Below are 23,164 nucleotides of genomic sequence, written 5' to 3'. Positions count from 1 at the left end.
TGCCGCTCACCCATGAGCGAGTCAGCGGGGCTCGGTAAAAACTGACAGCCAGACTGTCAGGGAGGCAAATGGAGAACCCAATCAACGAGTTGGCCGCTGCAGTGCATGACGGCCTCGGTCTGACGTACCCGCCCATCATCGACATGGGCCCACAGCTTACCCGCGAGCAACTGCTCGCATCCATGAGCGCCACCATGCGTCGCCATAAGGGCGGTCCGGTCTGGCTGTTCGCTTACGGGTCGCTGATCTGGCGTCCCGAGTGCACCGCCGTAGAGAGCCAGCGCGGCCGGGTGCACGGTTATCACCGCGGGCTTTACCTTTGGTCGCACGAACATCGCGGCACGCCGGAAGTACCCGGCCTGGTATTCGGGCTGGACCGCGGCGGCTCATGCACCGGTTTCGCCTATCGGCTGCCGGATGATTGCCTCGAGAAGTCGCTGCTGGCTTTGTGGGAGCGCGAAATGCCTTATCCCTCATACCGGCCGCACTGGCTCAACTGCCGCCTTGAGGACGGCCGAAAGGTACAGGCATTGGGGTTCGTGCTGGAGCGGCATTTGCCCAGCTATGCGGGCAACCTGCCAGACAGCGTGCTCAGCCAGGTGCTGGCCAGCGCGAGCGGACGTTACGGGACCACTCGCGATTACGTGGAACAGACCGCCAAGGCGCTGCGTAGCCACGCCATGCCAGACCTGAATCTGGAGGCGCGGCTCGAACGCTGCAAGTCAGAGATTGCGTGATCAGCGTTTGATGTCGCGGGACGTACTGGCGACCTGTTTGTGCCGCAGCGTTGGCGCAAGAAACACCATCGCCAGGATGCACGCGCCGATCAGCAGCACGAAGCCGCCATCCCAACCGAAGTGGTCAACCGTGTAGCCCATCGCAGCGCTCGCCGCGACAGAGCCGCCCAGATAGCCGAACAGCCCGGTAAAGCCCGCTGCCGTGCCCGCCGCCTTCTTGGGGGCCAGTTCCAGTGCCTGCAAGCCGATCAGCATCACCGGGCCGTAGATCAGGAAGCCGATGGACACCAGCGCGATCATGTCGACGGTCGGGTTGCCTTCAGGGTTCAGCCAATACACCAGCGTGGCGATGGTCACCAGAAACATGAACACCATGCCGGTCAGGCCGCGATTGCCCTTGAAGATCTTGTCCGACATCCAGCCGCACAGCAGCGTGCCCGGAATACCTGCCCACTCGTACAGAAAGTAAGCCCATGAGGTCTTGTCGACCGTGAAGTGCTTGGCTTCTTTCAGGTAGGTCGGAGCCCAGTCCAGCACGCCGTAGCGCAGCAGGTAAACGAACACGTTGGCCATGGCGATGTACCACAGGAATTTGTTGCGCAGCACGTACTTGACGAAGATTTCCCGAGCGCTGAATTCTTCCTCGTGGCTCTCATCGTAGCCTTCCGGGTAATCGTTCTTGTAGTGCTCGATGGGCGGCAAACCCACCGATTGCGGAGTGTCACGCATCGTGGCGAAGGCGAATACCGCCACCAGCAGCGCAACTGCCGCCGGCACATAGAACGCTGCATGCCAGTCGTTGGTCCAGCCCATACCCAGCAGAAACAGCGGACCGATCAGGCCGCCGCCGACGTTGTGCGCCACGTTCCACACCGACACAACACCGCCGCGCTCTTTCTGCGACCACCAATGCACCATCGTCCGCCCGCTCGGCGGCCAACCCATGCCCTGTGCCCAGCCATTGATGAACAGCAGCATGAACATGATCGTGACACTGGACGTCGCCCACGGCGCGAAGCCGAAGATGAACATGATCCCGGCAGACACCAGCAGGCCGAACGGCAGAAAGTAACGCGGGTTGGATCGATCGGAAATGATCCCCATGAGGAATTTTGACAAGCCGTAGGCAATCGCAATGGCAGACATCGCCACGCCCAGTTGGCCGCGCGTGTAGCCTTCGTCGATCAGATACGGCATCGCCAGCGAGAAATTCTTGCGCAGCAAATAGTAGCCGGCGTAACCGATAAAGATGCCTGCGAAAATCTGCCAGCGCAGGCGTCGATAGGTGCTATCGACTTTTTCTTCGGGGAGGGGTGCCTGGTGCCTGGCGGGGCGGAAAAACCCGAACATGGAGAAGCTCCTGATTATTGTTGTTTTTGCGAATGCGAATATTACATTTTCATTACAGAAAAAAGCAGTGCCTCCGGGCTGATTTTTTGTAGGAAATGCGGACGTTTGCCTGTTCTTTTATGAACATTTGGCGAATGTTTGTATGTGTTTCAAGCGTTTGGGATTACTCCTACAGGCCTGTCGGAAGTCGCGCGCTGACTGGCCGGCCGGCAGCCTTTTACCATCCTCGTCATTGCGCCAACGGGGCGCATCAAGACAATGAGCCCATACAACAATGAGAATTTCCGCGTTCATGATTGCAGCAGCATTGGCCCTGCCTGTCAGCGCAGCCGAGTCATTTCTGGTGCCGATGCACACGCCGACACCGGTTTTTCCCGCCGAGCTGATCAAGACCCGCTACGCCGGCAAGGTTCGGGCGCAACTGTGGATAAAGTCCGACGGCCAGATCCGCGAAGTCAGGGCCATCGAGAGCGGCCACCCGCAGCTCACCGAAGCGGTAGAGCAAACGCTCCGCCAATGGCGCTACAAGCCCTGGATCGGCACCGTTGGCGCACCACCGCTGGCCACAATCACCGTCCCGGTGATTTTCGGCTCCCACGGCTATCGGCGTTTCAACACCGAAGTCACCGTCGGCCTCGGCAACATCCGTTGCGGCTACCTCAACCACGAAGTGAAATCCGCCCGCCAGGACTATCCCAAGGAACCGCTGAGTAAGGTCGACGTGTTTTCCTACACCGGGCAAGCCTTGTTCGGCAGCCATGTTGCGCACCAACGCACTGAACCTGAGCGCAAAGCGTTGCTGGAACAACTGGGTGCAGCGATACCGACAGTGGTGAGCAACTGCCGAAGCAACCCTGACCACCGGTACGGGGATTACCTGCCTGCGCCGGTGAGGGTGTTGATGGTGGGGCTGGCTGAGGGCAGCGAATGAGCCGCGGGCTGAGTGTGATTGTGCTTGCGGGGCTGCTTTGGGCGGGGGTCGCACAGTCATTGCCGTCGTACCCGGTGCCGTTGTATATGCCGGAGCCGGACTATCCGGCGTCGATGCGTCATACCTTGGTAAAAAACAGTGTCACCGTCAGGATTTTCATTCAGGCCGACGGAGGCGTGCGCTTTCTTGAAGTGCGGGGGGCAACTGATCCGAGGTTCATCAGCTTGACCCGAAGTGCTGTTGAACAATGGACCTTCGAACCCTGGGAGCCACCGGACTCTCATCCCGATGGCGAAGCAGTTACAGTCACGTTTACCTTCACAGGGCGACCACACACCAACCCGCCGCTGACATCCAATGCCGAGCTGAAGCAGGAGTTGTGCTGGCAGTTGAATATGGAAATGTTCGAGGGTCGCAAATGGCGCAAGGACATCAAGCCGGACGTGATAATGCGAACAGAGCTGTACCTGTCGAGCGGTCCGGTCATAGAGCAATTCCTCACCCTGGACAAGCGTCAGGCACTGGTTCTTGAACTGCTGGAGGCGGTGCCGAGTATTGTCGCTCAATGTCAAAAGAATCCGACGCGCAGGTACGTGGATTATTTGCCGGAGAATGTGAGGAGTGCTTTGTAACAGTCTGGTTTGTTTTGAAGGCTTGCATCAGTTCCACTTGATGCACAGTGCCGGGGCCAAGGCATCATCGCCTTGGCCCCGGCCTTGTCACGAGAGATTAGTGAGTAGTGCTCATATTCTGAATCGTTTCGAGCCGGCTCATGTCGAGCGCGCCGTGAGGGTTGATCGCGTTCGAGAAGTCTGTGATCGCGATTTCGATAGTGCCTCTCAGTACTTTGATCGCATCATCGATTTCTCGCGAGGCTTCTGGCCCGTATGTCACTTCAACTGCGCGACGGGACTCCACCTCTCTCGTGCGCGCTTCCTCGGCTTGGCGTTGCGCCAGTGCGCGTTCGGCTTCTTCAATCTGGCGTTGTGCCAGTTGTAACGCAGCCTCTATGGCCCGTTGCTGCGCAGCTTGTTCTTCCGCGAGTCGTCGCGCTGCCGCTTCAGCCTCGGCTCTTGCGCGCGCTGCTTCTTCGGCTTGGCGGTGTGCGGCTTCTTGGGCAAGGCGTTCAGCGCGCTGGCGTTCCTCTTCTTTGATTTGCTCCTTGACTCGAGGGTATAACGACTCAAGGTTAGCTTTGAGCTCTTCTAAAAAGCGAATGCTTTCCATGAAAGATCTGATTTCGGCTACCAAATCTACAATACCGCCATTCCCCGGACTGATGCGCGTATCATCCTGGGTCCAACGTTGGGCAAACTCGATATGTTCCGGTAGCAGAAGTGCTCGCTTAGTGCTAATCAGAAGGTTGACGGCATGCAGGTGTTTGTCAGTTATTTCTATATAGTTCATCCCGCCCCAGTCGCCGACGTGAGCCGAAATCTCGGCTTGTAGATCGCCAGGTAATTGCTGCAGGTGATGACGTAGTTCTTCCATGGGTGATTTCCCTTTTTGTATAGTGTCACGCCAATGGCGTGTTGGGTATTTAGCTTTTGAATCCAGGCTTGCCATTTTTAGCTCGCCATTCTTTGATTTCTTTCATGACTCCGGCAGCGCTATCCTCTCGGCCTTCGGGTGGATAACACAATAAGTCTGATTTTTCTGGATGTTCACTCACCTCTGCAATGTGGTCGATAAGTCTAATGACGTATTCTTCAGCATTTTCTCTGGTCGCGCTTACGCCATTAAAAAGTTCGTTCAGGATTTCCATGAACTCAGCTTCGGTATAGTCGCTCAATTGGGATTTGAGATTCATTGGTTTTTCCTGTGAGCTTGGATGTGGTCTTTGGGCGTCATGATTACCAAATTGTCGAGATCGTAAACTGCTCCGCCTTCGCTGATCCAGTGCTTGTGATGGATTTCATACTTCACACGTTTACCTACTCGATCTGCTGCCATGACAAGAGGTGCACGTTTATCTGATATCTCCATACGGCTTAATTCCCCAAGACGTCGGCTCAATTCCGGGTCTCTGGATACTTCTAACCAGATCGCTTCCCTTAACTTGTCAAAGCTTGCGAATGGTCGCCCACTCAGCTTTTCCGCAATACTGGAAGGAATCGGTGCTGGTTGGCTTGCCAACGATCCTCTCAGCCAGGTAGCTGTCACAACCTCACCAAACCCACTCGCAACTCCCGGAATGGACCTTGGGTCCTTGAACAGCAGGTAGGTGTTCGGCAGCCCGGAATCAATGGGTGAGATGAGAATGTAATCATCAGGATCATCTCTATCAATCGCCGGGTAAGCTTCAAGCTCGGGTACAAAAGGTGTCACCACGTTGCCTGGATCTTTCGGCAACGCGGGTGGCCCTGCGGGTGAGCTTGTGGAACTGTCCGCCGGTTGTGCTATTGGCGTCCATATCAGTGCCGGTGTGGACTCTCCGTCTCGGATAAATTCGTAGGAATTGTTCAGTGCGTTATAGGTGAAAGTTCTTACGCGAACCTTGGTACCAACTTTCACACCATCCGCAGCTACCCAGCGTGCAGCGCCGTTCGTTCCTGCTTCGTGGGACGTCAGTCGATGAGGCACATCCAGCGTGCCTTTGACGCTGGCAAGGTATTGCAGATCGATATGCGGTGGCAGGTTGAGCTGCGACAGAGGTGTGGCGATCACAGCAGGCGGCAGCTCTGAGTCGCCCAACGGTTGTGGATACATCGCCAACAACGTGACCAGATTGCTGCCCAGCGTTCTGGTCGCAACCCTGACGAGTTGGTCTTTCACGATGTTGGTCGCAATGGTTCTGATGCCCGATGCTGCAGTGGTGGTTGCAGCGGGGGCAACAGCTGACCACAGCGTGTCGATGCCAGCGGCCTGTCGTCCTGATGCCCGCTCCGCATGCTGACTCGCCGCCTTGTTGGCCAGCGACAATTCAGCATGACGCATGGACAGCGCTGCTGATTGCTCATTGAGCAGCGTGATCGAATCGGCAAGCAGCTTTGCTTCGTAGGTTTGAGATAAAGCGTTTACCCACGCTTCATGGGCCTGCTGCACACGTTGAGGATCCCCCTGGCTGTAGTGCACCAGATAGTTCAGGTGGTCTTTTTGTGTAGCATGTTCAGGTTCTTGACCGGTCAGACTCAGAGCCTGAGTGCGACGTTCTTCCAGTAACGGCTGCTTGGTTGTGAGTAAGTAGTTGACGCGGGTTTTCTTCTGAAGTATCAGTTTAAGAGCCTGCTTGTCGCTTGGGTAATCAACATTCAGGTCATGATCCGGCGCTATTTCTTTTTGAAGAGTATTCGGCAGCGATGCAGAAGCTAGTAAATAGTTTTGTGCAAATCCAGATTGTAACGACGGATAGGCATTTGTCAGCGCTTCAAGAGCCAGTCGATGGGCCTGATCCTTTTCGGCCTGTGCACGTACTTGCGCTTCAATACGTTCTCGCTCGGCGGCTTCTACCATTGCCTGGGCCTGTGCCTCAGCCTGTAACCTTAGTTGGTGAGCTGCTTGTTCCGCTTCTTGCCGCCGAGCTAAAGCCTTGGCTTCCTTTTTTGCGCGGGCACGAGCGAGCGCTGCCCTTCTGGCTCCTTTATTGCCTAAGCCACCAAAACCACCACCAGAACCGTTCCCGGAGCCTTGGCCAAATCCATTCTGGTTTCCATCTGATCCTGTCTTTCCAGGTTTATTATCGTTGCCTTCAGTGACATATATATTTTTTTCAGGAGGATCATCGTTACTCATATTATCGCTCATACAATTTCCTTTTGTTTGTATGGCGATAGGCTAACAAAGGCTTTTTTCTAAAAGGTCATAATTATGTATGGATAATTTGGTATTTTTCTGATTTATATTGTCTGGTAGATTTGCAGTTTTTAAGTCAGAAATAAGGTCGCTGTGATTATTTAATGATGCTGAGTGGTTTATATGTTTTCCGTGCTTACTTTCCAATAAAGAAGGCGACGCGAGCAGTATGAGGTTTTTTTCTCAGCGCGCACAAAGCGTCAGTCACGGACATCGTGAGCGCCGCGTACTTGTGGGAGTGAGCTTGCTCACGAAGAGGTCAGTGCAGCCGGTGAAGATCTCACAGACACCTTTCGTTCCGAACTCGTCAGTAGGAATGCGTTTCGTGGGGCTCCGCGTCACCATTCGCGCCATGACGCATTTGATGCACAGTGTCCAGAAATGCATGAGCGAGCATTGGAGCGAAAGGGTTTTGTTGCCTTGTAAATACGCTTTCGCGAGCAAGCGAAGCGTCGCCCGGCTCGCTCCCACATGTCAGGTAATTTCGCATGTTTTTGAGTGAGTTTCAGGCAGTCTTGCCAACCAACACCACCACCTTCCCCACAGCCAAACGCCCACCCAACAAATCAATCGCCTCCCCAGCCCTTTCCAGTGGATAAATCGTCGATACCAGCGGCTTCAACTTCCCTTCTTCAAACCATGCAAACAACTGCGTGAAGTTCGCCGCATTATCTTGCGGTTGTCGCTGCGCAAACGAGCCCCAGAACACGCCAACCACCGAGGCGCCCTTGAGCAGGGCCAAATTGACGGGCAGTTCCGGAATGCGGCCGCTGGCGAAGCCGACGACCAGCAGGCGGCCGTTCCAGGCGATGGCGCGGATGGCCTGGTCGAAGAGGTCGCCGCCGACCGGGTCGTAGATCACGTCGGCGCCGTTGCCGTTGGTGAGGCGCTTTACTTCGTCCTTGAGGCTGGTTTCGCTGTAGTTGATCAGTTCGTCTGCGCCGGCGTTTCTGGCCACTTCGAGTTTTTCTGCGCTGCTGGCGGCGGCGATGACGCGGGCGCCGAGGGCTTTGCCGATTTCCACGGCGGCCAGACCCACGCCGCCGGATGCACCGAGCACCAGCAGGGTTTCGCCGGGTTGCAGGTTGGCGCGTTGTTTGAGGGCGTGCATGGAGGTGCCGTAAGTCATGCTGAATGCAGCGGCGGTGGTGAAGTCCATGCTTTCCGGGATCGGCAATACGTTGTAGTGAGGCACGGCGACCTGCTCGGCAAAGCTGCCCCAGCCGGTAAGGGCCATCACGCGGTCGCCGGGTTTCAGGTGGCTGACGTTTTCCCCGACGGCCGCTATCACGCCTGCGGCCTCGCCACCCGGTGAGAAGGGGAAGGGTGGTTTGAACTGGTATTTGCCTTCTATGATCAACGTGTCAGGGAAGTTGACCCCGGCAGCGTGCACATCAAGGAGGATTTCGTTCTTTTTGATCTCGGGGCTGGGCACGTCTTCCAGCACCAGCGTGCTGGCAGGACCGAAGGCTTTGCATAACAGGGCTTTCATCGGGCTATTCCTTTTCCGGTAATGGCCGATAAAGTCAGTTAAGCGGGTTCCCGGGTCAACAAGCATGGCCCTGCCTGATAAGCACACATAAGCTGTAAGCTACGTGGCAAACCGTATTAAGGAGTGGACTGTGAAAGCGTGGATTCTGGTATTGCTGGCCTTGTCATTGCCTGTCATGGCGCAGGAAGAGGCCAAGGAAGAAGGTGGCCCACCCAAAGCGGCTTATGTGTCGCTGACGCCGCCGTTCGTGGGCAACTACGCGCTGGATGGCGGCCCCAAGCTGCGCGTCTACAAGGCAGACATCGCCTTGCGCGTAACCGGTGCCGATGCCGAGGCGGCGGTGAAGCGCAATGACGCCTTGATCCGCAATCAACTGGTGTCGCTGTTTACTCAGCAGACGGTTGATTCGATGAGCAGCGCAGAAGCGAAGGAAAACATTCGTCAGGAAGCGCTCAAGCAGGTTCAGCGCGTCATGAATGATGAAGAAGGCAAGCCGATTGTCGAAGACTTGCTGTTCAATAACTTCATCGTTCAGTAAGTCTCTGTCAGCGCAGTGCCAGGATCGCCGCCCATTGTTCGGCGGTAACTGGCATGACTGACAGTCGGCTGCCTTTTTGCACCAGAGGCAGTTGCTCAAGCTGGCTTTGCTGTTTCAGATAACCCAGCCCCAGTACGTTCTTGAAGATATCCACAAACCCGATATCGAGGGCACTCCACGGGTTTTTCTCGGTAGTGGCCTTGGCATCGTGATAATGGCTGTCGGGGTCCAGTGCGGTGGGGTCTGGGTAAGCCGTTTTGACGATTTTGCCGATACCGGCAATTCCCGGTTCCGGGCAACTGGAATGGTAGAAAAAGAATTCGTCGCCCTCTGCCATGGTTCTCAGAAAATTACGCGCCTGATAGTTGCGCACGCCGTCCCAGCGCGCTTTGCCCAGTCGTTGCAGGTCGCTGATCGAGAATTCGTCAGGCTCTGACTTCATCAGCCAATAGGCCATTGTGCTCACTCCAGAGACAAAAATTTTACGGTATTACGAACAGTTTGATGACAAACCGACAATCGGTTCGCGCCACTATTTGCGTACTGGTTCACGTTACCGCAAAATGCCGGCCTTTAAAGCTCCACGCTGCTGCACGGCCTCTACAAAACCGATGCTGACATCGTATTGATTTGCCTAAGGAGGGCAGTCAATGAAACGCAAGCCTGATTTACTCTGGATTCTGGTTGTTTTGTTTGGCTTGGGTGTTGTGACGACCGGTTATGCACAGAGCTTGTGGACCAGCAAGGATGACGCTCCCGTCGAGATTACCCAGCAACAGCAAAAAGTCCCCGGCAGGCATTGAGCCCTGTTTCTACTCTGATCGTCGAGCGCCTGACGGGCTGAAACGATCAGAGCCTCTGCGTCAAATACCATTGCTTGTCCGATACCGTGCCCTGTAGCGGTACATCCCAACTGGCCTGCGCCAGTCGATCCACTTTCTGACACTCATGAGCCAAGCCCAGCAGCACCGGTTTGCGCCAGGTTTTTCTGCGCGCCAGATACGCCAGGCTGCGGTCGTAGAAGCCGCCACCCATGCCCAGGCGACCGCCTTCGTCATCGAAACCCACCAGCGGCATCAGCACCAAGTCGAGTGCCCACACAGGGCGTTGCTTCGTGCGATTGATGCGCGGTTCGGGAATGCGAAAGCGATTGGGGATGAATTTCTCGCCGGGACGTACACGCTGGAAAACCATGCGGGTGCGTGGCCATGCGTTGAGCACCGGCAGGTAAGTTGCCTTGCCGCGACGCTGTGCTTCGCGCAGCAACAGGCGCGGGTCGATCTCGCCGTCCATCGGCAGGTACAGGGAGACGTGACGGGCGCGTCGAAACAGCGGGTGTTGCGCCAACTGCTGGTAGAGGCCGCGGGCGGCTGCGCGTTGCTGGCTGCGAGTGAGCACTCTGCGTGCCTTGCGTAGCTGGCGGCGCAATTGCGGACGTGTAAGTGACTGTGCGCTGATCATGAGCAGGAGGTCATGCAGGCTAATCCGGAAAGGAGGTTGAAGCTTTAACGGGGTCGTCGTTGCCAGAAAACAGGGCTGGCAACTGACCGAATATGGACTCCCCGACGAACCGCTGTCGGTGTAGCCCTTGAACCCGAAAGTTCAAGGTGGAGATTGCAGGAGGTTTTAAGGCTTTCCGTCGAGCGGACATGCACACCAACCCCAACGTGCAACCCCCGTGGTTGTGCGTATCGGCTCAGGGACATGACCGACTGGCAAGCACTCCAGGGAGCAGCGCGAGTATACAGAAATGCCCCGCAATAATCAGCCCCGAGTTGAGTCCGGTGTGCCGGGCGTGTCTGTGGCCAGCACCAGATCGACCTTGTCGAGCAGATCGCGGACCTGTTCGCGGGTCGAGCCGCTGCTCTGCACGTCAGGCAGATGCTCCTTGTGCAGCAAGTCGTGAGTGATGTTGAGGGCGGCCATGACGGCGATGCGATCGGCACCGATGACTTTGCCGCTGCTGCGGATTTCACGCATCTTGCCGTCCAGATAACGGGCGGCGCTGACCAGGTTGGTGCGCTCTTCCTGAGGGCAGATGATCGAGTATTCCTTGTCGAGGATCTGAACGGTGACGCTGTTGCCATTGCTCATGAGTCTTGCTCCAGGGCTTTGAGGCGCGAAATCATTGACTCGACCTTCTGCCGGGCGATTTCGTTTTTTTCAATGAGTTGGGCGCGTTCCTCGCGCCAGGTCTTTTCCTGAGCTAATAGGAGTGCGTTTTGGCCTTTAAGTTGCTCGGCGTACTTCAGGAGCAGCTCCACACGTTTCATCAGCGCTTGCAGGTCGGTGTCTTCCATTGTTTTCCACTGAATACTTTCTGATGAATGGCAGGGGGAGCGATGCTTATCCTCAAGCTCGAACCGCCGTCCGGGTGATCTTGTCGCGCGGATAGTCTAGGATACAAGGCCTTCATTCTAGACATTGCGCCGTTTGGCGACTAGCTACCCATGCCCATTCAGAATTCTCCGTACAAAGCGTTCGCCACCCTGCTCAATAGCGGTGGCCATAAAGTATCCCCTGCCGAACTGCACGGCCTGCTGTTGGGCCGCAGTTGCGCGGGTGCCGGCTTCGATAACGAAGGCTGGTTCGCCGACGCCTCGATGCTGCTGGAAACCGAGCCGCAAGACAACATTCGTGCAGCGCTTGTCGGCCTGCAAGAGATGGTCAAGGGCGAACTCACCGGCGATGACATGACCGTCGTGCTGTTGCTGCCGGGCGATGATGAGCCGCTCACCGAGCGCGCCGCCGCGCTGGGCCAGTGGTGTCAGGGTTTCCTCGCAGGCTTTGGCCTGGCCATCGGCGACAAGGTTCTGGGCAGCGAAGCGAAAGCCGTGCTCGAAGACCTGGCTGCCATCGCCCAAGTGCAGGACGCGCTGGAAGAGTCCGAGGACGGCGAGACCGACTACATGGAAGTCATGGAATACATGCGTGTTGCGCCGCTGCTGCTGTTCACCGAGTTCAACGAGCCTGCCGAGCCGCAACCCAAGCCTTCCCTGCACTGATAGCCCATCACTGCGACGCCGGCCCGGGTTGGCAACTGCCCGGTCCGGTGGACTTCATCAGGACTCCCGCTGCCCATGACCCAGATTCCGAAGGCCGAATACGCCCGCCGTCGCAAGGCCCTGATGGCGCAGATGGAGCCGAACAGCATCGCTATTCTGCCGGCCGCTGCGGTGGCGATTCGTAATCGTGATGTCGAGCATGTTTACCGGCAGGACAGCGACTTTCAGTACCTGAGCGGCTTTCCCGAGCCGGAAGCGGTGGTGGTGCTGATTCCCGGACGCGAATATGGCGAGTACGTGTTGTTCTGCCGTGAGCGCAATCCCGAGCGTGAATTGTGGGATGGCTTGCGCGCCGGGCAGGAAGGTGCGATTCGCGATTTCGGTGCGGATGATGCTTTCCCGATCAACGACATCGACGAAATTCTGCCGGGGCTGATCGAAGGCCGTGACCGGGTGTATTCGGCGATGGGCAGCAACCCCGAATTCGACCGGCACCTGATGGACTGGATCAACGTGATTCGCTCCAAGGCGCACCTCGGTGCCCAGCCGCCCAAGGAATTCGTTGCGCTGGACCACCTGCTGCATGACATGCGCCTCTACAAGTCGGCGGCGGAAGTCAAAGTCATGCGCCGCGCCGCAGACATCTCGGCGCGGGCCCATGTGCGGGCGATGCAGGCCTGCCGTGCCGGTCTGCACGAGTTTAGCCTTGAAGCCGAGCTGGATTACGAGTTCCGCAAGGGCGGCTCGAAGATGCCGGCCTACGGCTCCATCGTCGCCTCAGGTCGCAACAGTTGCATCCTGCATTACCAGCAGAACGATGCTGTCTTGCGCGACGGTGATCTGGTGCTGATCGACGCGGGCTGCGAAATCGATTGTTATGCCAGTGACATCACCCGCACTTTTCCGGTGAGCGGCACGTTTTCGCCCGAGCAAAAAGCCATTTATGAACTGGTGCTCAAGTCTCAACTCGCAGCGTTCGAGGCCATCGGCCCCGACAGGCACTGGAACCAGGCGCACGAAGCGACGGTCCAGGTTATTACCGCAGGGCTGGTCGAGTTGGGCCTGCTGCGCGGCGATGTCGATCAGTTGATCGAGAGTGAGGCCTACAAGATGTTTTACATGCACCGTGCCGGGCACTGGCTGGGCATGGACGTTCACGACGTCGGCGAGTACAAGGTCGGCGGCGAGTGGCGCGTACTGGAGGTTGGCATGACGCTGACCGTCGAACCGGGAATCTACATATCCCCCGACAATCTGGAAGTCCCGAAGAAATGGCGAGGTATTGGCGTGCGAATCGAGGATGACGTTGTGGTAACCCGACAGGGCTGTGAAATTCTGTCCGGCGGCGTGCCCAAGACTGTGGCCGAGATCGAATCGTTGATGGCTGCTGCCAGGGTGCAGGTCGCATGAGCCGCTTCAATATTGCCATCGTGGGCGGCGGGTTGGTCGGTGCAAGCCTTGCGCTTGCGCTACAGGCGGGTGCCAAGGCGCGTGGCTGGAAGATCGTGCTCATCGAACCCTTCGCCCCGGGAGATGCCTGGCAACCCAGCTACGACGCGCGCTCTTCGGCGCTGTCGTTCGGCGCACGGCGCATCTACGAGCGACTGGGCCTGTGGCAGCAGATTTCCCGACGTGCCGAGCCCATTCTGCAAATTCAGGTGTCGGACCGCGGCCGCTTTGGCGCTACGCGCCTGTCTGCGATTGAAGAAGGTGTGCCGGCGCTCGGCTATGTCGTGGAAAACGCCTGGCTGGGGCAGTCGCTCTGGGCTGGGCTGGACCGTGACGTGGTCAGTTGGCGCGTGCCGGCCGAGGTCAGGCAGATGCAGCCGCTGGCCGATGGTTATCGCCTGACCCTCAGTGATGAAACCGAGCTGGAATGCGATCTGGCCGTGCTGGCCGATGGCGGTCGTTCCAGCCTGCGTGAGCAACTGGGTATCGGTGTACGGCAGCGGCCTTACGATCAAAGCGCGCTGATCGCCAACATCTCGCCGGGCGAGGCACATTGCGGGCAGGCGTTCGAGCGCTTCACCGACGACGGGCCGATGGCCTTGCTGCCATTGCCGGACAATCGCTGTGCGCTGGTCTGGACGCGACCGGGCAACGACACTCAACGTCTTGCCGAGCTGGACGACCGCAGTTTTCTGGAAGAGCTTCAAGGCGTGTTCGGTTATCGCCTCGGCACCCTTCGTCAGGTCGGCGCGCGGCATGTCTACCCGTTGGCGCTGGTCGAGGCCGAAGAGCAAGTGCGCTCGCATCTGGTGATTCTGGGCAATGCGGCGCACAGCCTGCACCCGATTGCCGGGCAGGGGTTCAACCTTTCCCTTCGCGACGCCGATGCACTGGCCCAGACGCTGCTGGAGAGCGACGCGCCGATCGGCGATCTGCCGACCCTGCAGCTCTACCGCGAGCGCCAGCGTCAGGATCAGCAATTGACCGTGGGTTTCTCCGACAAGGTGACGCGGCTGTTCGGCAGCACCCAGTCGGCCGTCACCACCGGACGCAACCTCGGGCTGCTGGGGCTGGACCTCTTGCCCGCCGCCAAGCGTTGGTTTGCCCGTCAGGCAATGGGTTTGGGGACTCGATCCGATGTTTGACTCACCCACTTCACATACAGGGCTTCGGCCACAAGCGAGAACGCTTTGACCATGGAAACGCGTGCAGATGTGTTGATTGTCGGGGCCGGAATGGTCGGCAGTGCTCTTGCGCTGGCCTTGCAGGGCAGTGGCCTTGATGTGCTGGTGGTCGACGGCGGGCCGCTGAGCGTCAAACCCTTTGACCCGCAATCGACTTTCGATCCACGGGTCAGTGCCTTGTCAGCGGCCAGCCAGCGCATTCTGCAGCGGCTTGGCGTGTGGGATGGCATCGCGTCGCGACGCACCAGCCCTTACGCGCACATGCACGTCTGGGATGGCAGCGGCACCGGGCAGATCCACTTCTCGGCCTCTAGTGTGCATGCCGACGTGCTGGGCCATATCGTCGAGAACCGAGTGGTGCAGGATGCGTTGCTCGACCGTTTGCACGACAGCGATATCGGCCTGCTGGCCAACGCGCGGCTTGAGCAGATGCGTCACTCCGGCGATGACTGGTTGCTGACGCTGGCGGACGGTCGTTTGCTGCGTGCGCCGCTGGTGGTTGCCGCCGACGGTGCTAACTCGGCAGTACGCCGCCTGACCGAAACGCCGACGCGCGAGTGGGATTACCTGCACCACGCCATCGTCACCAGCGTGCGCACGGCCGATTCCCACAAGAAAACCGCCTGGCAGCGTTTCACGGATGACGGCCCGCTGGCGTTTCTGCCGCTGGACCGTGAGGGCGAGCACTGGTGTTCCATTGTCTGGTCGGTCACGCCAGCAGAAGCCGAGCGTTTGATGGTGCTGGAAGATGATCTGTTCTGCCGTGAGCTGGAGCAGGCGTTCGAGGGCCGGCTGGGCCAGGTCTTGTCTGCCGACGCGCGCCTGTGCGTGCCGCTGCGCCAGCGTCACGCCAAGCGCTACGTCGCCAATGGCCTCGCGCTGATTGGGGACGCGGCGCACACCATTCACCCGTTGGCCGGGCAGGGCGTGAACCTGGGTTTTCTGGATGCTGCGGTGCTGGCGCAAGTGCTGACCCACGCAGCGCAGCGTGGCGAGCGCGTGGCAGACCTGCGCGTGCTGGGCCGCTACGAGCGTCGCCGCATGCCGCACAACCTGGCATTGATGGCGGCGATGGAGGGCTTTGAACGCCTGTTCCAGGCCAACCCGCTGCCACTGCGCTGGCTGCGTAATACCGGCCTGAAAATGGTCAACCAAATGCCCGAGGCCAAGGCTCTGTTCGTGCGCGAAGCCTTAGGTTTGTCGGGCGATCTGCCGGAGTTGGCACGGCTTGACGCTCGTTAGAGCATCTATCTAAAGCCCAGTGGCGTTGCGTCTGTTCAGCGCCGGACGCAGAGCGTCCAGAACGGCATGCGACGCGGAGCGTCGCACGATAACTGCATTATCCTCACCGCCCCAACGCACTCCGATACTGCCCCGGTGTCAGCCCGGTCCAGCGTTTGAACGCGCGGCTCAGGCTTTCGGTGTCGCTAAAGCCCAGCAGGTAGGCGATTTCGCTCAGTGAGCTTTGCGGGTCGTTCATGTGCAGCAGTGCCAGGTTCTGGCGGCATTGATTGAGTAACAGGTCGTAACAGCAACCCTCGTCCGCCAAGTGGCGATGCAGGCTGCGCGTGCTCAGGTGTAGTGCTGCAGCAATGCTTTCGGCGGTCGGCTCGCCATCCGGCAGCAGGGTTTCGATGGCCGAGCGCACGCGCTGCTCCCAGATCAGCGAAGGCAACGGGTCGCCATTGGCTTTTTGCTCGTTTACCTGCATCGGGCCGTCATCCAGGTGGCTGTCGAAATCATCGCCGCCAAACTCCAGCAGGTTCTCTTGCGCCGAGAACATCACTGGCGAACGAAACAGGTCTTCCCAAGGCTGCGGATTGTCAGGCGCGGGGCGTTGCAGGTGCACGGACAGGGGCGCGTAACCCCGGCCTAACCGACTGCGGCAAGTGCGCACGTAAATGGCCGCGAATGCATCCAGCAATTCATGCGCGGGGAGCTGACACGATTTCGGCGTGCCGAAGCGAAACTCGTAACGCTCGCCGACCGCTCTGAAGTCCAGTTCCAGCGAGTCTTCAGCCATTGCCCGATAGCGCACGATACGCTCGAAAACCTCGCGCAGAGAGCCGCTGGCCACCAGCGTGTAGCCCAGTGCATGGAACGCTGTGGGGCTGACAAAACGCGAGACTCGCAAGCCCAGCGCAGGATCAAGGCTGGCGTGCACCGCCAGTTGCCAAAGCCTGGCGATAGCGTCGGCCGGAAATTGCGCGCCGGGGTCATCCAGCGATTCCATATGGATACCCGCGCTCCTGCACAGCGCATGGCTGTCCACTCCCAGCGCATCGAGTTGCTTGCGCAAGGCGCGGGTCCAACTGGCGAGACTGCTTGGCTCAGGCATGCGGGGCGCCTCCTCCAGCATTCAGCGTCGGACTGTCGCCGACCAGGTATCGCAGGGCACTCCTTTGCCCAATGCCACAGCCAGAGAATGAAAGCATTTATGACAGTTGTGCAAGCCCCCGGAGCTGATTCTCGACGCTGCGCTGTGAGTTGCAGTACTTCATGGCTTGCGATCAGTGGCGAATAGGTCAAAACGAGCTAGAAACGCTGTCTCCCCAAGCAGTCATCGTATAACGAGTGTGTAAGCGTTCAGGCTTCAACATTCGCAAGCGCTTGCCAAGCGGAGTCAACAGCGTTTCTGGCATTTGACACTGGCATGGCAAATGACTATAAATGCGGGATGTTGTACGACAACATAAGACCTTTATAAAATTACAACCATAAAAATAATTCAAAGAGTAACAAAGCCATGATCAGACAAAATTGTCAGGCAAAAATCCCGTCTGGATTGCTCGATAGGTCACCTAAAGCGTCTGAACATCGTCGAAATCCATCGATTAGCCCCTCTGCAGTATCCGCAATCTAACGTTACATAAAAAACAGCCGCTCCACGGTTCTGGCCGCGGGACGCTCATCGCCAATCTAAAAATAAACAGGGTGAAGAGATGAAGATAAAAGGAATTCGGTGGTGGATGGTGGGGCTGGTCACGGCCGGCCTGGTCGTCAACTACCTCGCACGCAACACGCTGTCCGTTGCAGCGCCGACGCTCATGAGTGAGCTGAGCATTTCCACCGAGCAGTACGCGCACATCGTGGTCGCCTGGCAGTTGTGCTACGCGATCATGCAACCGGTGGCGGGCTACATCATCGACGCAATAGGCACCAAGATGGGCTTCGCGATTTTCGCTGTGGCCTGGTCGGGTGCCTGTGCTGCGGCAGCGTTCGCAACTGGCTGGCAGAGCCTGGCAATCTTCCGTGGCCTGCTCGGGCTGACCGAAGCGGCGGGCCTGCCTGCGGGCGTCAAGGCGACGACCGAATGGTTTCCGGCCAAAGAGCGCTCAGTCGCCATCGGCTGGTTCAACATCGGCTCGTCATTCGGCGCATTGCTCGCGCCTCCGTTGGTGGTCTGGGCGATTCTGCACAGCGGCTGGGAACTGGCGTTTCTGATTGTCGGTGGCCTGGGGATTGTGTGGAGCGGGCTGTGGCTGCTGCTCTACAAGCACCCGCGTGACCAGAAACGTCTGGGCGATGCCGAGCGCGATTACATTCTCAGCGGCCAGGAATCGCGCCTCAAGGATGCACCTGCCCAAAAAGGCAACTGGAAACGCCTGTTCAAGAACCGCAATTTCTACGCCATCGCCTCGGCGCGCATTCTGTCCGAGCCCGCCTGGCAGACCTTCAACGCGTGGATCCCGCTGTACCTGATGACCGAACGGCACATGAACATCAAGGAAGTCGCGATGTTCGCCTGGCTGCCGTTCCTGGCGGCCGATATCGGCTGCGTGCTGGGCGGCTATCTCAGCCCGCTGTTTCACAAGTACTGCAAGGTCTCGCTGTTCACCTCCCGCAAGATGGTCATGCTGTTCGGCTGTTCATGCATGATCGGCCCGGCCTGCATCGGGCTGGTCGAAAGCCCTTACACCGCCATTGCGCTGCTGTGCATTGGTGGCTTTGCGCACCAGACCCTGTCGGGTGCGCTGTACTCGATCACCTCCGACTCGTTCGGCAAAAACGAAGTGGCCACGGCCACGGGCATGGGCGGGATGTTCGGGTTCGTGGGGGCGGCTGCGTTCACGATGGTGTTTGGCGTGCTGGTCACCAAGATCGGCTACAGCCCGCTGTTCGTGGTGCTGGCGATCTTCGACGTGGTGGCCGCGATTGTGGTCTGGACCGTGGCCCGTGAGGTGCCGCAAAACGAAGAGCCCGTAGCGCTGAGTGTTGGCGAGTCGGGTGCTCGCGCCGTTCCGGCAGCCTGAGCGCCGTCGTAATCCTGTAACCAAGCGCGGATATTCTTTGCCCTGAAAGTGATTTTTTATTAGAGGCCGTTCCTCGAAGGCAGGGGACGGCTTCTTTTTTTGTCTGACGGCTTATATTCTTTTTGGGAATTAACAAATAGCTTCTTATTCCTTAGCGAATATAACTTGAGTCCCTATACTCGTCTCATGAACGCATACATGCAGGAGGCGAATCCATGCATAACGAGTCGATCCGGTATCTGATCGTGCCAGGCTGGCAAGGGTCTCCTGATGATCATTGGCAGACCCATTGGCAAAACAGCCTGCCCAACAGTACACGCGTAGAACAAGCCGACTGGCTCAAACCGCGCCGTGAAGACTGGGTGGGCGAGCTGCAGCGCACCATTGCCGCGCAAAGCACGCCAGTGATCCTGATCGCTCATAGCCTGGGTTGCGTGACGGTCGCGCACTGGGCGCAACTCGCGCCACTGGAGACCCTTCGCCAGGTGCAAGGCGCGTTGCTGGTTGCGCCTGCCGATGTCGAGCGTCCGAATTGCCCCCCTGCATTGCGCAACTTCGCGCCGATTCCTGCCGATCTGCTGCCGTTTCCGACGCAGGTTGTCAGCTCCGACAACGACCCTGCCGTCAGCTCCCAGCGCGCTATTGAAATGGCTCGCCATTGGGGTGCAGAGCTTGGGTTTCTGAGCCAGGCCGGGCATATCAACGTCAAGTCCGGTCATCAACGCTGGGAGCAGGGCTTCGCTTATCTGTACCGGCTGCAAAATCGTCTGGAGCAGCACGCGCGTCGTCGCGCATGAGCGGATTACGTATCTATCGGGCCTGCCGGGCCCTGTCTTTTTAACGCTTGAGCCGTCGCAAGGGCTCAGGCGGGAGTGTGTCATGAGCCTTCACGAAAATTTCGGCCAGCCGCTGCTGACCTTTCCCGATGCGGAAAAAAGCCCACTCAGCATTCGCGCCAAGGCGCTGGTGTTCATCGACCCACGCTCCCGCCGCTTGCGTGAGGAAATGGAGCAACTGGCCCCACGTGAGCTGCCGGTGCTGATCCGCGGTGAATCAGGGACCGGCAAGGAGCTGCTGGCACGGCACATTCATCGCGGCAGTGATCGCTCCGGCCTGTTCGTTTCGGTGAACTGCGGCGCCATCAGCCCGACCTACGCCGATGCCGAGCTGTTCGGTTACGCCGCCGGGGCGCACAGCGGCTCGGTCAGCAGCCGCGCAGGCTGGTTCGGTTCTGCCAATGGTGGCACTTTGTATCTGGACGAGATCGGCGACTTGCCGTTGCCGATTCAGGTCAAGCTGCTCGCCGCGCTGGAAAATCACGAAGTCACCCGAGTCGGCGCGCACCAGCCCAGCCCGGTCGATGTGCGCCTGGTCGCGGCCACCAGCATCGATCTGGCGCAGGCGGTAGCCGCCGGAAAATTCCACGAGCGGCTCTATCATTACCTCAGCGAAGGGAAGCTCGACCTGCCCGCATTGCGCGAACAGCCGGGCAATATCCTGCCATTGGCCGAATATTTTGTCGGCATCTACAGTCAGCGCCTGAGCCTGCCCGTGCAGTTGATCAGCGAAGACGCGCAACGCACGCTGGAAGCCCATAGCTGGCCCGGCAACACTCGCGAGCTGGAGAACGTCATTCACTTTGCATTGCTGGTCAGCAGCGGCGACGAGATTCGGGCCGAAGACATCAACCTGCCCGACATCGCCACCCCGCTGACGCTGATCGAGCGCCAGGCAAAGCTGTTGGTCAGCAGCGGAGATCGCGAGCAGCTTTCTGCGCTGCGGCAATTGCTGGAAACGGTGACGTCGCAGCTTGAGCAGAGCCCTGCGTGAGGGCGTTAGACAAAAAGATATAAGCACTCGACTAAAAAGTCTTTCATCGGAATATAAAATCTCGGTAATGTCAGCGTGATGTCGCAGTGATCGGATCGCGCGACGGCAAACCATTGAATAATAAGGCGTCGTTTTTGGATGACGCTCTCGGATTTCGCTAAGGACATTGCATGAAAAAGACGTTTTTGATCACCGCTCTGGCGGCTGCGCTTTCGATTGGCCTGGCTCACGCAGGCGAAAAACTGGTCGTCGGCGCAACGCCCGTACCGCACGCGGAAATCCTTGAGCTGATCAAGCCGACCTTGGCCAAAGAAGGCGTGGACCTGGAAATCAAGGTCTTCACTGACTACGTACAGCCCAACGTTCAACTGAACGAAAAGCGTCTGGACGCCAACTACTTCCAGACCAAGCCTTACCTGGACGGCTTCAACAAAGGCAAGGGCGCCAATCTGGTGACCGGCGTTGGCGTACACGTCGAACCGTTCGGCGGCTACTCCAGCAAGTACAAGAAACTGGCTGACCTGCCTGAAGGCGCAACCATCGCCATTCCGAACGAAGGCAGCAATGCCGGTCGTGCTCTTCTACTGTTGCAGAAAGGTGGCCTGATCACCCTGAAGGACCCGACCAACGCCCTGGCCACGCCTAAAGACATCGCGACCAACCCGAAAAAACTCAAGTTCCGCGAACTGGAATCTGCTGTATTGCCGCGCGCCTTGAGCCAGGTTGACCTTGCCCTGATCAACACCAACTACGCGCTGGAAGCCAAGCTCAATCCGAAGAAGGATGCGCTGATCATTGAGGGCGCTGATTCGCCGTATGTGAACTTCCTCGTCACCCGCGAAGATAACGCCCACACCGACGCCATCGAAAAACTGTCGAAAGCGCTGACCAGCCAGCAAGTCAAAGACTTCATCAACAAGAAGTACGACGGCGCGGTACTGCCTGCGTTCTGACCCGCTGACTCTCGTTCCCGCGCTGAGGAACGATAATCTCAACTATCGTGCGACGCTCCGCGTCGCATGCCGTTCTGGACGCTCCGCGTCCGATCTTGAATGTGCGGCGCGACGCAGATTTGTGACGCAGGAGCGTCACGCAAGGCATTCCGACGTTGGAGCGTGCGGAACGATAATCTCAACCTCGACCACTATCGTGCGACGCTTTGCGTCGCATGCCGTTCTGGACGCTCCGCGTCCGGTCTTGAATGTGCGGCGCGGCAGAGATTTGTGACGCAGGAGCGTCACGCAAGGCATTCCGACGCTGGAGCGTAAGGAACGATAAGCACCTGGCTTCAACATCAGCGCGGGCGGATCGCCCCAATCGCCCCACAGTTCCCCGCCATAAACTCCCCCGAAAACGCTTTCTCGACAAAACGTGTCGAGTCCGGCAGGGAGCCGTTCACAGCCCCCGAATGATCCAGTTGCGGGTAGTAATGCCATTCAACGCGGTCACCAGCGGCGCACGCATCCTTGACCAGCGCGATCTGGCTGCGGACCGGTGAAACGACATCCTTGCCGCCCGTACCTATAAAAATCGGGATGTCCGACGTCAACGTCGGGTAGGAAGACTCGCGGTTCACCTGATCAAGCACAGCCTCCGGCGAGCGCCTGAAACTGTTGTTGAACGTCAGCCCGTCTGCAACAAACTTGCGCTCAATGGCGTGCAGGCAACCCCGCTGACTGACTTCAAACGCAGGCTTTGCACGGTCGCTCAGATGATCGGTGGCCACGAACGACGGATTGATCAGCCCCGCAGTGCTCAGCCGCAGCAGGTTGTAAGCCAAGGATGGCGTGACCTGATCGCGTGACGTGTCCTGCCCGAAAATCCCCGCATGCCCTGAAGCCATCGGATACGGCGTCCCGGTCGCAACCACACCGACGATATTCAACTCTGGTGCGTAGGTTTTCTTGTAGACAGCCGTCGCAAACGCAGCACGACCGCCCTGCGACTGACCAAACACAACAACCCGCGAAGACAGATTGAAATCCGCCCTCTGAACCGCACGAATGCTGTCCAGAACGCCGTAAGCCAACGGGCTGCTCAGCCCGAACGGATGCAGCCCCGGCGTCCCCAGACCCTCATAGTCAGTGGCCACAATCGCGTAACCGCGCCCGAGCCATTCATTCAGATAGCGCGTGTCGCGACCACTGCGCCCGGCAAAAGAAGGCGCGCAGACATCCGCACTACCAACCGTGCCATGCGCCCACGCCATTAGCGGCCATCCACCCTTCGGCGGCGTGCCCTCAGGAATGAACAATGCACCCGACACCCCAATGGGCCCGTTGCTGCGGCCTTCAGTCGAGGTATAAAGAATACGAATATTCAGCGCGGCGTTTTTCAGACCTTGCTGCGGCGTGAGCGGCTCAGAACGCAACAGCTGTCCGGGCCTGGACGGCAGGTCGCCTGCCCAAGTGTAAAAGCCCGGCACGCCACCGTCTCCGGGTACAGCTTCCGAGGTGGCTTGAGGCGTACCGCTGCAGCCTGTCAGCAGTGCGAGTAGCAGGACAGCTGACGACCGCACCAATGAGTGCATCATCACTTCTCCAAAGCCTTTAACGTGTGAGCTTCGATTTAAGCCGATCAGAGCGCTGACGTCACCCGCGAAA

24 protein-coding genes and 1 other RNA gene are annotated in these 23,164 nt (G+C 58.5%); 13 read left to right on the top strand and 12 right to left on the bottom strand.

Going from position 1 to position 23,164, the window contains the following annotated elements:
* The first annotated feature begins 68 nt into the window (after window positions 1-68).
* On the top strand, window positions 69-737 hold the full coding sequence (locus QRN38_RS14775) for a gamma-glutamylcyclotransferase (protein ID WP_007247321.1): 669 nt from the start codon (window positions 69-71) through the stop codon (window positions 735-737).
* Here QRN38_RS14775 and glpT read toward each other — a convergent pair whose 3' ends face one another.
* On the bottom strand, window positions 738-2,087 hold the full coding sequence (glpT, locus tag QRN38_RS14770; RefSeq protein ID WP_007247322.1) for a glycerol-3-phosphate transporter: 1,350 nt from the start codon (window positions 2,085-2,087) through the stop codon (window positions 738-740).
* A 274-nt stretch (window positions 2,088-2,361) separates the two neighbouring features.
* Between glpT and QRN38_RS14765 the strand changes: the two genes are divergently transcribed.
* Together QRN38_RS14765 and QRN38_RS14760 are read left to right on the top strand one after the other, a co-directional pair.
* Window positions 2,362-3,018, top strand: a complete 657-nt coding sequence (locus QRN38_RS14765) for an energy transducer TonB (protein WP_007247323.1) — start codon at window positions 2,362-2,364, stop codon at window positions 3,016-3,018.
* Window positions 3,015-3,650, top strand: coding sequence for an energy transducer TonB (locus QRN38_RS14760; RefSeq protein WP_007247324.1), 636 nt, complete (start codon window positions 3,015-3,017; stop codon window positions 3,648-3,650). The genes QRN38_RS14765 and QRN38_RS14760 overlap by 4 nt, the downstream gene beginning before the upstream one ends.
* 97 nt (window positions 3,651-3,747) lie before the next feature.
* On the opposite strand, the gene QRN38_RS14755 is transcribed toward QRN38_RS14760, so the two are convergent.
* From QRN38_RS14755 to QRN38_RS14740, 4 genes are all read right to left on the bottom strand, one after another.
* Window positions 3,748-4,509: a hypothetical protein gene (locus QRN38_RS14755; RefSeq protein WP_007247325.1), complete on the bottom strand. Its 762-nt coding sequence runs from the start codon at window positions 4,507-4,509 to the stop codon at window positions 3,748-3,750.
* 49 nt (window positions 4,510-4,558) lie between these two features.
* On the bottom strand, window positions 4,559-4,828 hold the full coding sequence (locus QRN38_RS14750; RefSeq protein ID WP_007247326.1) for a bacteriocin immunity protein: 270 nt from the start codon (window positions 4,826-4,828) through the stop codon (window positions 4,559-4,561).
* Window positions 4,825-6,471: a pyocin-S2/colicin E7-DNase domain-containing protein gene (locus QRN38_RS14745; RefSeq protein WP_007247327.1), complete on the bottom strand. Its 1,647-nt coding sequence runs from the start codon at window positions 6,469-6,471 to the stop codon at window positions 4,825-4,827. Before QRN38_RS14745 ends, QRN38_RS14750 begins: the two co-directional genes overlap by 4 nt.
* Before the next feature lie 844 nt (window positions 6,472-7,315).
* Window positions 7,316-8,302: an NADPH:quinone oxidoreductase family protein gene (locus QRN38_RS14740; protein WP_007247329.1), complete on the bottom strand. Its 987-nt coding sequence runs from the start codon at window positions 8,300-8,302 to the stop codon at window positions 7,316-7,318.
* Window positions 8,303-8,432: 130 nt separating this feature from the next.
* Between QRN38_RS14740 and QRN38_RS14735 the strand changes: the two genes are divergently transcribed.
* Window positions 8,433-8,840, top strand: coding sequence for a flagellar basal body-associated protein FliL (locus QRN38_RS14735; RefSeq protein ID WP_002551568.1), 408 nt, complete (start codon window positions 8,433-8,435; stop codon window positions 8,838-8,840).
* A 7-nt stretch (window positions 8,841-8,847) separates the two neighbouring features.
* On the opposite strand, the gene QRN38_RS14730 is transcribed toward QRN38_RS14735, so the two are convergent.
* Window positions 8,848-9,297, bottom strand: coding sequence for an EVE domain-containing protein (locus QRN38_RS14730; RefSeq protein WP_005765622.1), 450 nt, complete (start codon window positions 9,295-9,297; stop codon window positions 8,848-8,850).
* A 193-nt stretch (window positions 9,298-9,490) separates the two neighbouring features.
* On the opposite strand from QRN38_RS14730, the gene QRN38_RS14725 reads away from it, so the two are divergent.
* Window positions 9,491-9,643, top strand: a complete 153-nt coding sequence (locus QRN38_RS14725) for a hypothetical protein (RefSeq protein ID WP_005765620.1) — start codon at window positions 9,491-9,493, stop codon at window positions 9,641-9,643.
* A 46-nt stretch (window positions 9,644-9,689) separates the two neighbouring features.
* Here the strand turns inward: QRN38_RS14725 and QRN38_RS14720 are convergent, their stop codons facing one another.
* The 4 genes from QRN38_RS14720 to QRN38_RS14705 all read right to left on the bottom strand — a co-directional run bounded on the left by QRN38_RS14720 (window position 9,690) and on the right by QRN38_RS14705 (window position 11,140).
* Window positions 9,690-10,301, bottom strand: a complete 612-nt coding sequence (locus QRN38_RS14720; protein WP_005765618.1) for a 5-formyltetrahydrofolate cyclo-ligase — start codon at window positions 10,299-10,301, stop codon at window positions 9,690-9,692.
* Window positions 10,302-10,395: 94 nt separating this feature from the next.
* A non-coding RNA gene (gene ssrS, locus QRN38_RS14715) (6S RNA) lies at window positions 10,396-10,574 on the bottom strand.
* A gap of 30 nt (window positions 10,575-10,604) precedes the next feature.
* Entirely contained in the window at window positions 10,605-10,934 is a 330-nt protein-coding gene (locus QRN38_RS14710; protein ID WP_003380079.1) for a cell division protein ZapA, read from the bottom strand.
* Window positions 10,931-11,140: a TIGR02449 family protein gene (locus tag QRN38_RS14705; protein ID WP_002551573.1), complete on the bottom strand. Its 210-nt coding sequence runs from the start codon at window positions 11,138-11,140 to the stop codon at window positions 10,931-10,933. The genes QRN38_RS14710 and QRN38_RS14705 overlap by 4 nt, the downstream gene beginning before the upstream one ends.
* A 150-nt stretch (window positions 11,141-11,290) precedes the next feature.
* On the opposite strand from QRN38_RS14705, the gene QRN38_RS14700 reads away from it, so the two are divergent.
* From QRN38_RS14700 to QRN38_RS14685, 4 genes are all read left to right on the top strand, one after another.
* Complete coding sequence (locus QRN38_RS14700) at window positions 11,291-11,845, top strand: YecA/YgfB family protein (RefSeq protein WP_005621372.1); 555 nt, start codon at window positions 11,291-11,293, stop codon at window positions 11,843-11,845.
* Window positions 11,846-11,920: 75 nt separating this feature from the next.
* Window positions 11,921-13,255 carry a Xaa-Pro aminopeptidase gene (pepP, locus tag QRN38_RS14695; protein WP_005765616.1) on the top strand — a complete coding sequence of 445 codons (1,335 nt, stop codon included), beginning with the start codon at window positions 11,921-11,923 and terminating at the stop codon, window positions 13,253-13,255.
* On the top strand, window positions 13,252-14,439 hold the full coding sequence (gene ubiH, locus QRN38_RS14690) for a 2-octaprenyl-6-methoxyphenyl hydroxylase (protein WP_007247330.1): 1,188 nt from the start codon (window positions 13,252-13,254) through the stop codon (window positions 14,437-14,439). Before pepP ends, ubiH begins: the two co-directional genes overlap by 4 nt.
* Before the next feature lie 51 nt (window positions 14,440-14,490).
* On the top strand, window positions 14,491-15,720 hold the full coding sequence (locus QRN38_RS14685; protein ID WP_007247331.1) for a 2-octaprenyl-3-methyl-6-methoxy-1,4-benzoquinol hydroxylase: 1,230 nt from the start codon (window positions 14,491-14,493) through the stop codon (window positions 15,718-15,720).
* Window positions 15,721-15,823: 103 nt separating this feature from the next.
* Here the strand turns inward: QRN38_RS14685 and QRN38_RS14680 are convergent, their stop codons facing one another.
* A complete protein-coding gene (locus QRN38_RS14680) occupies window positions 15,824-16,816 on the bottom strand; it encodes an AraC family transcriptional regulator (protein WP_007247332.1) in 993 nt (330 codons plus the stop codon).
* 604 nt (window positions 16,817-17,420) lie between these two features.
* Between QRN38_RS14680 and QRN38_RS14675 the strand changes: the two genes are divergently transcribed.
* The 4 genes from QRN38_RS14675 (at window position 17,421) to QRN38_RS14660 (ending at window position 21,514) form a co-directional block, all read left to right on the top strand.
* Window positions 17,421-18,731: an MFS transporter gene (locus tag QRN38_RS14675; RefSeq protein WP_007247334.1), complete on the top strand. Its 1,311-nt coding sequence runs from the start codon at window positions 17,421-17,423 to the stop codon at window positions 18,729-18,731.
* Window positions 18,732-18,946: 215 nt separating this feature from the next.
* Window positions 18,947-19,528: an alpha/beta hydrolase gene (locus QRN38_RS14670; protein WP_007247335.1), complete on the top strand. Its 582-nt coding sequence runs from the start codon at window positions 18,947-18,949 to the stop codon at window positions 19,526-19,528.
* An 82-nt stretch (window positions 19,529-19,610) separates the two neighbouring features.
* A complete protein-coding gene (locus QRN38_RS14665; RefSeq protein WP_007247336.1) occupies window positions 19,611-20,561 on the top strand; it encodes a sigma 54-interacting transcriptional regulator in 951 nt (316 codons plus the stop codon).
* Window positions 20,562-20,731: 170 nt separating this feature from the next.
* Entirely contained in the window at window positions 20,732-21,514 is a 783-nt protein-coding gene (locus QRN38_RS14660; protein ID WP_007247337.1) for a MetQ/NlpA family ABC transporter substrate-binding protein, read from the top strand.
* Between the two features lie 341 nt (window positions 21,515-21,855).
* On the opposite strand, the gene QRN38_RS14655 is transcribed toward QRN38_RS14660, so the two are convergent.
* The gene (locus QRN38_RS14655; RefSeq protein ID WP_005765606.1) at window positions 21,856-23,091 is read right to left on the bottom strand and encodes a lipase family protein; all 1,236 of its coding nucleotides are present in this window, start codon (window positions 23,089-23,091) and stop codon (window positions 21,856-21,858) included.
* Window positions 23,092-23,164 lie beyond the last annotated feature (73 nt).

Source organism: Pseudomonas sp. CFBP2511 (assembly GCF_030209255.1).
Classification (GTDB): domain Bacteria; phylum Pseudomonadota; class Gammaproteobacteria; order Pseudomonadales; family Pseudomonadaceae; genus Aquipseudomonas; species Aquipseudomonas avellanae.
This window is presented reverse-complemented; position numbering and strand designations above follow the sequence as displayed.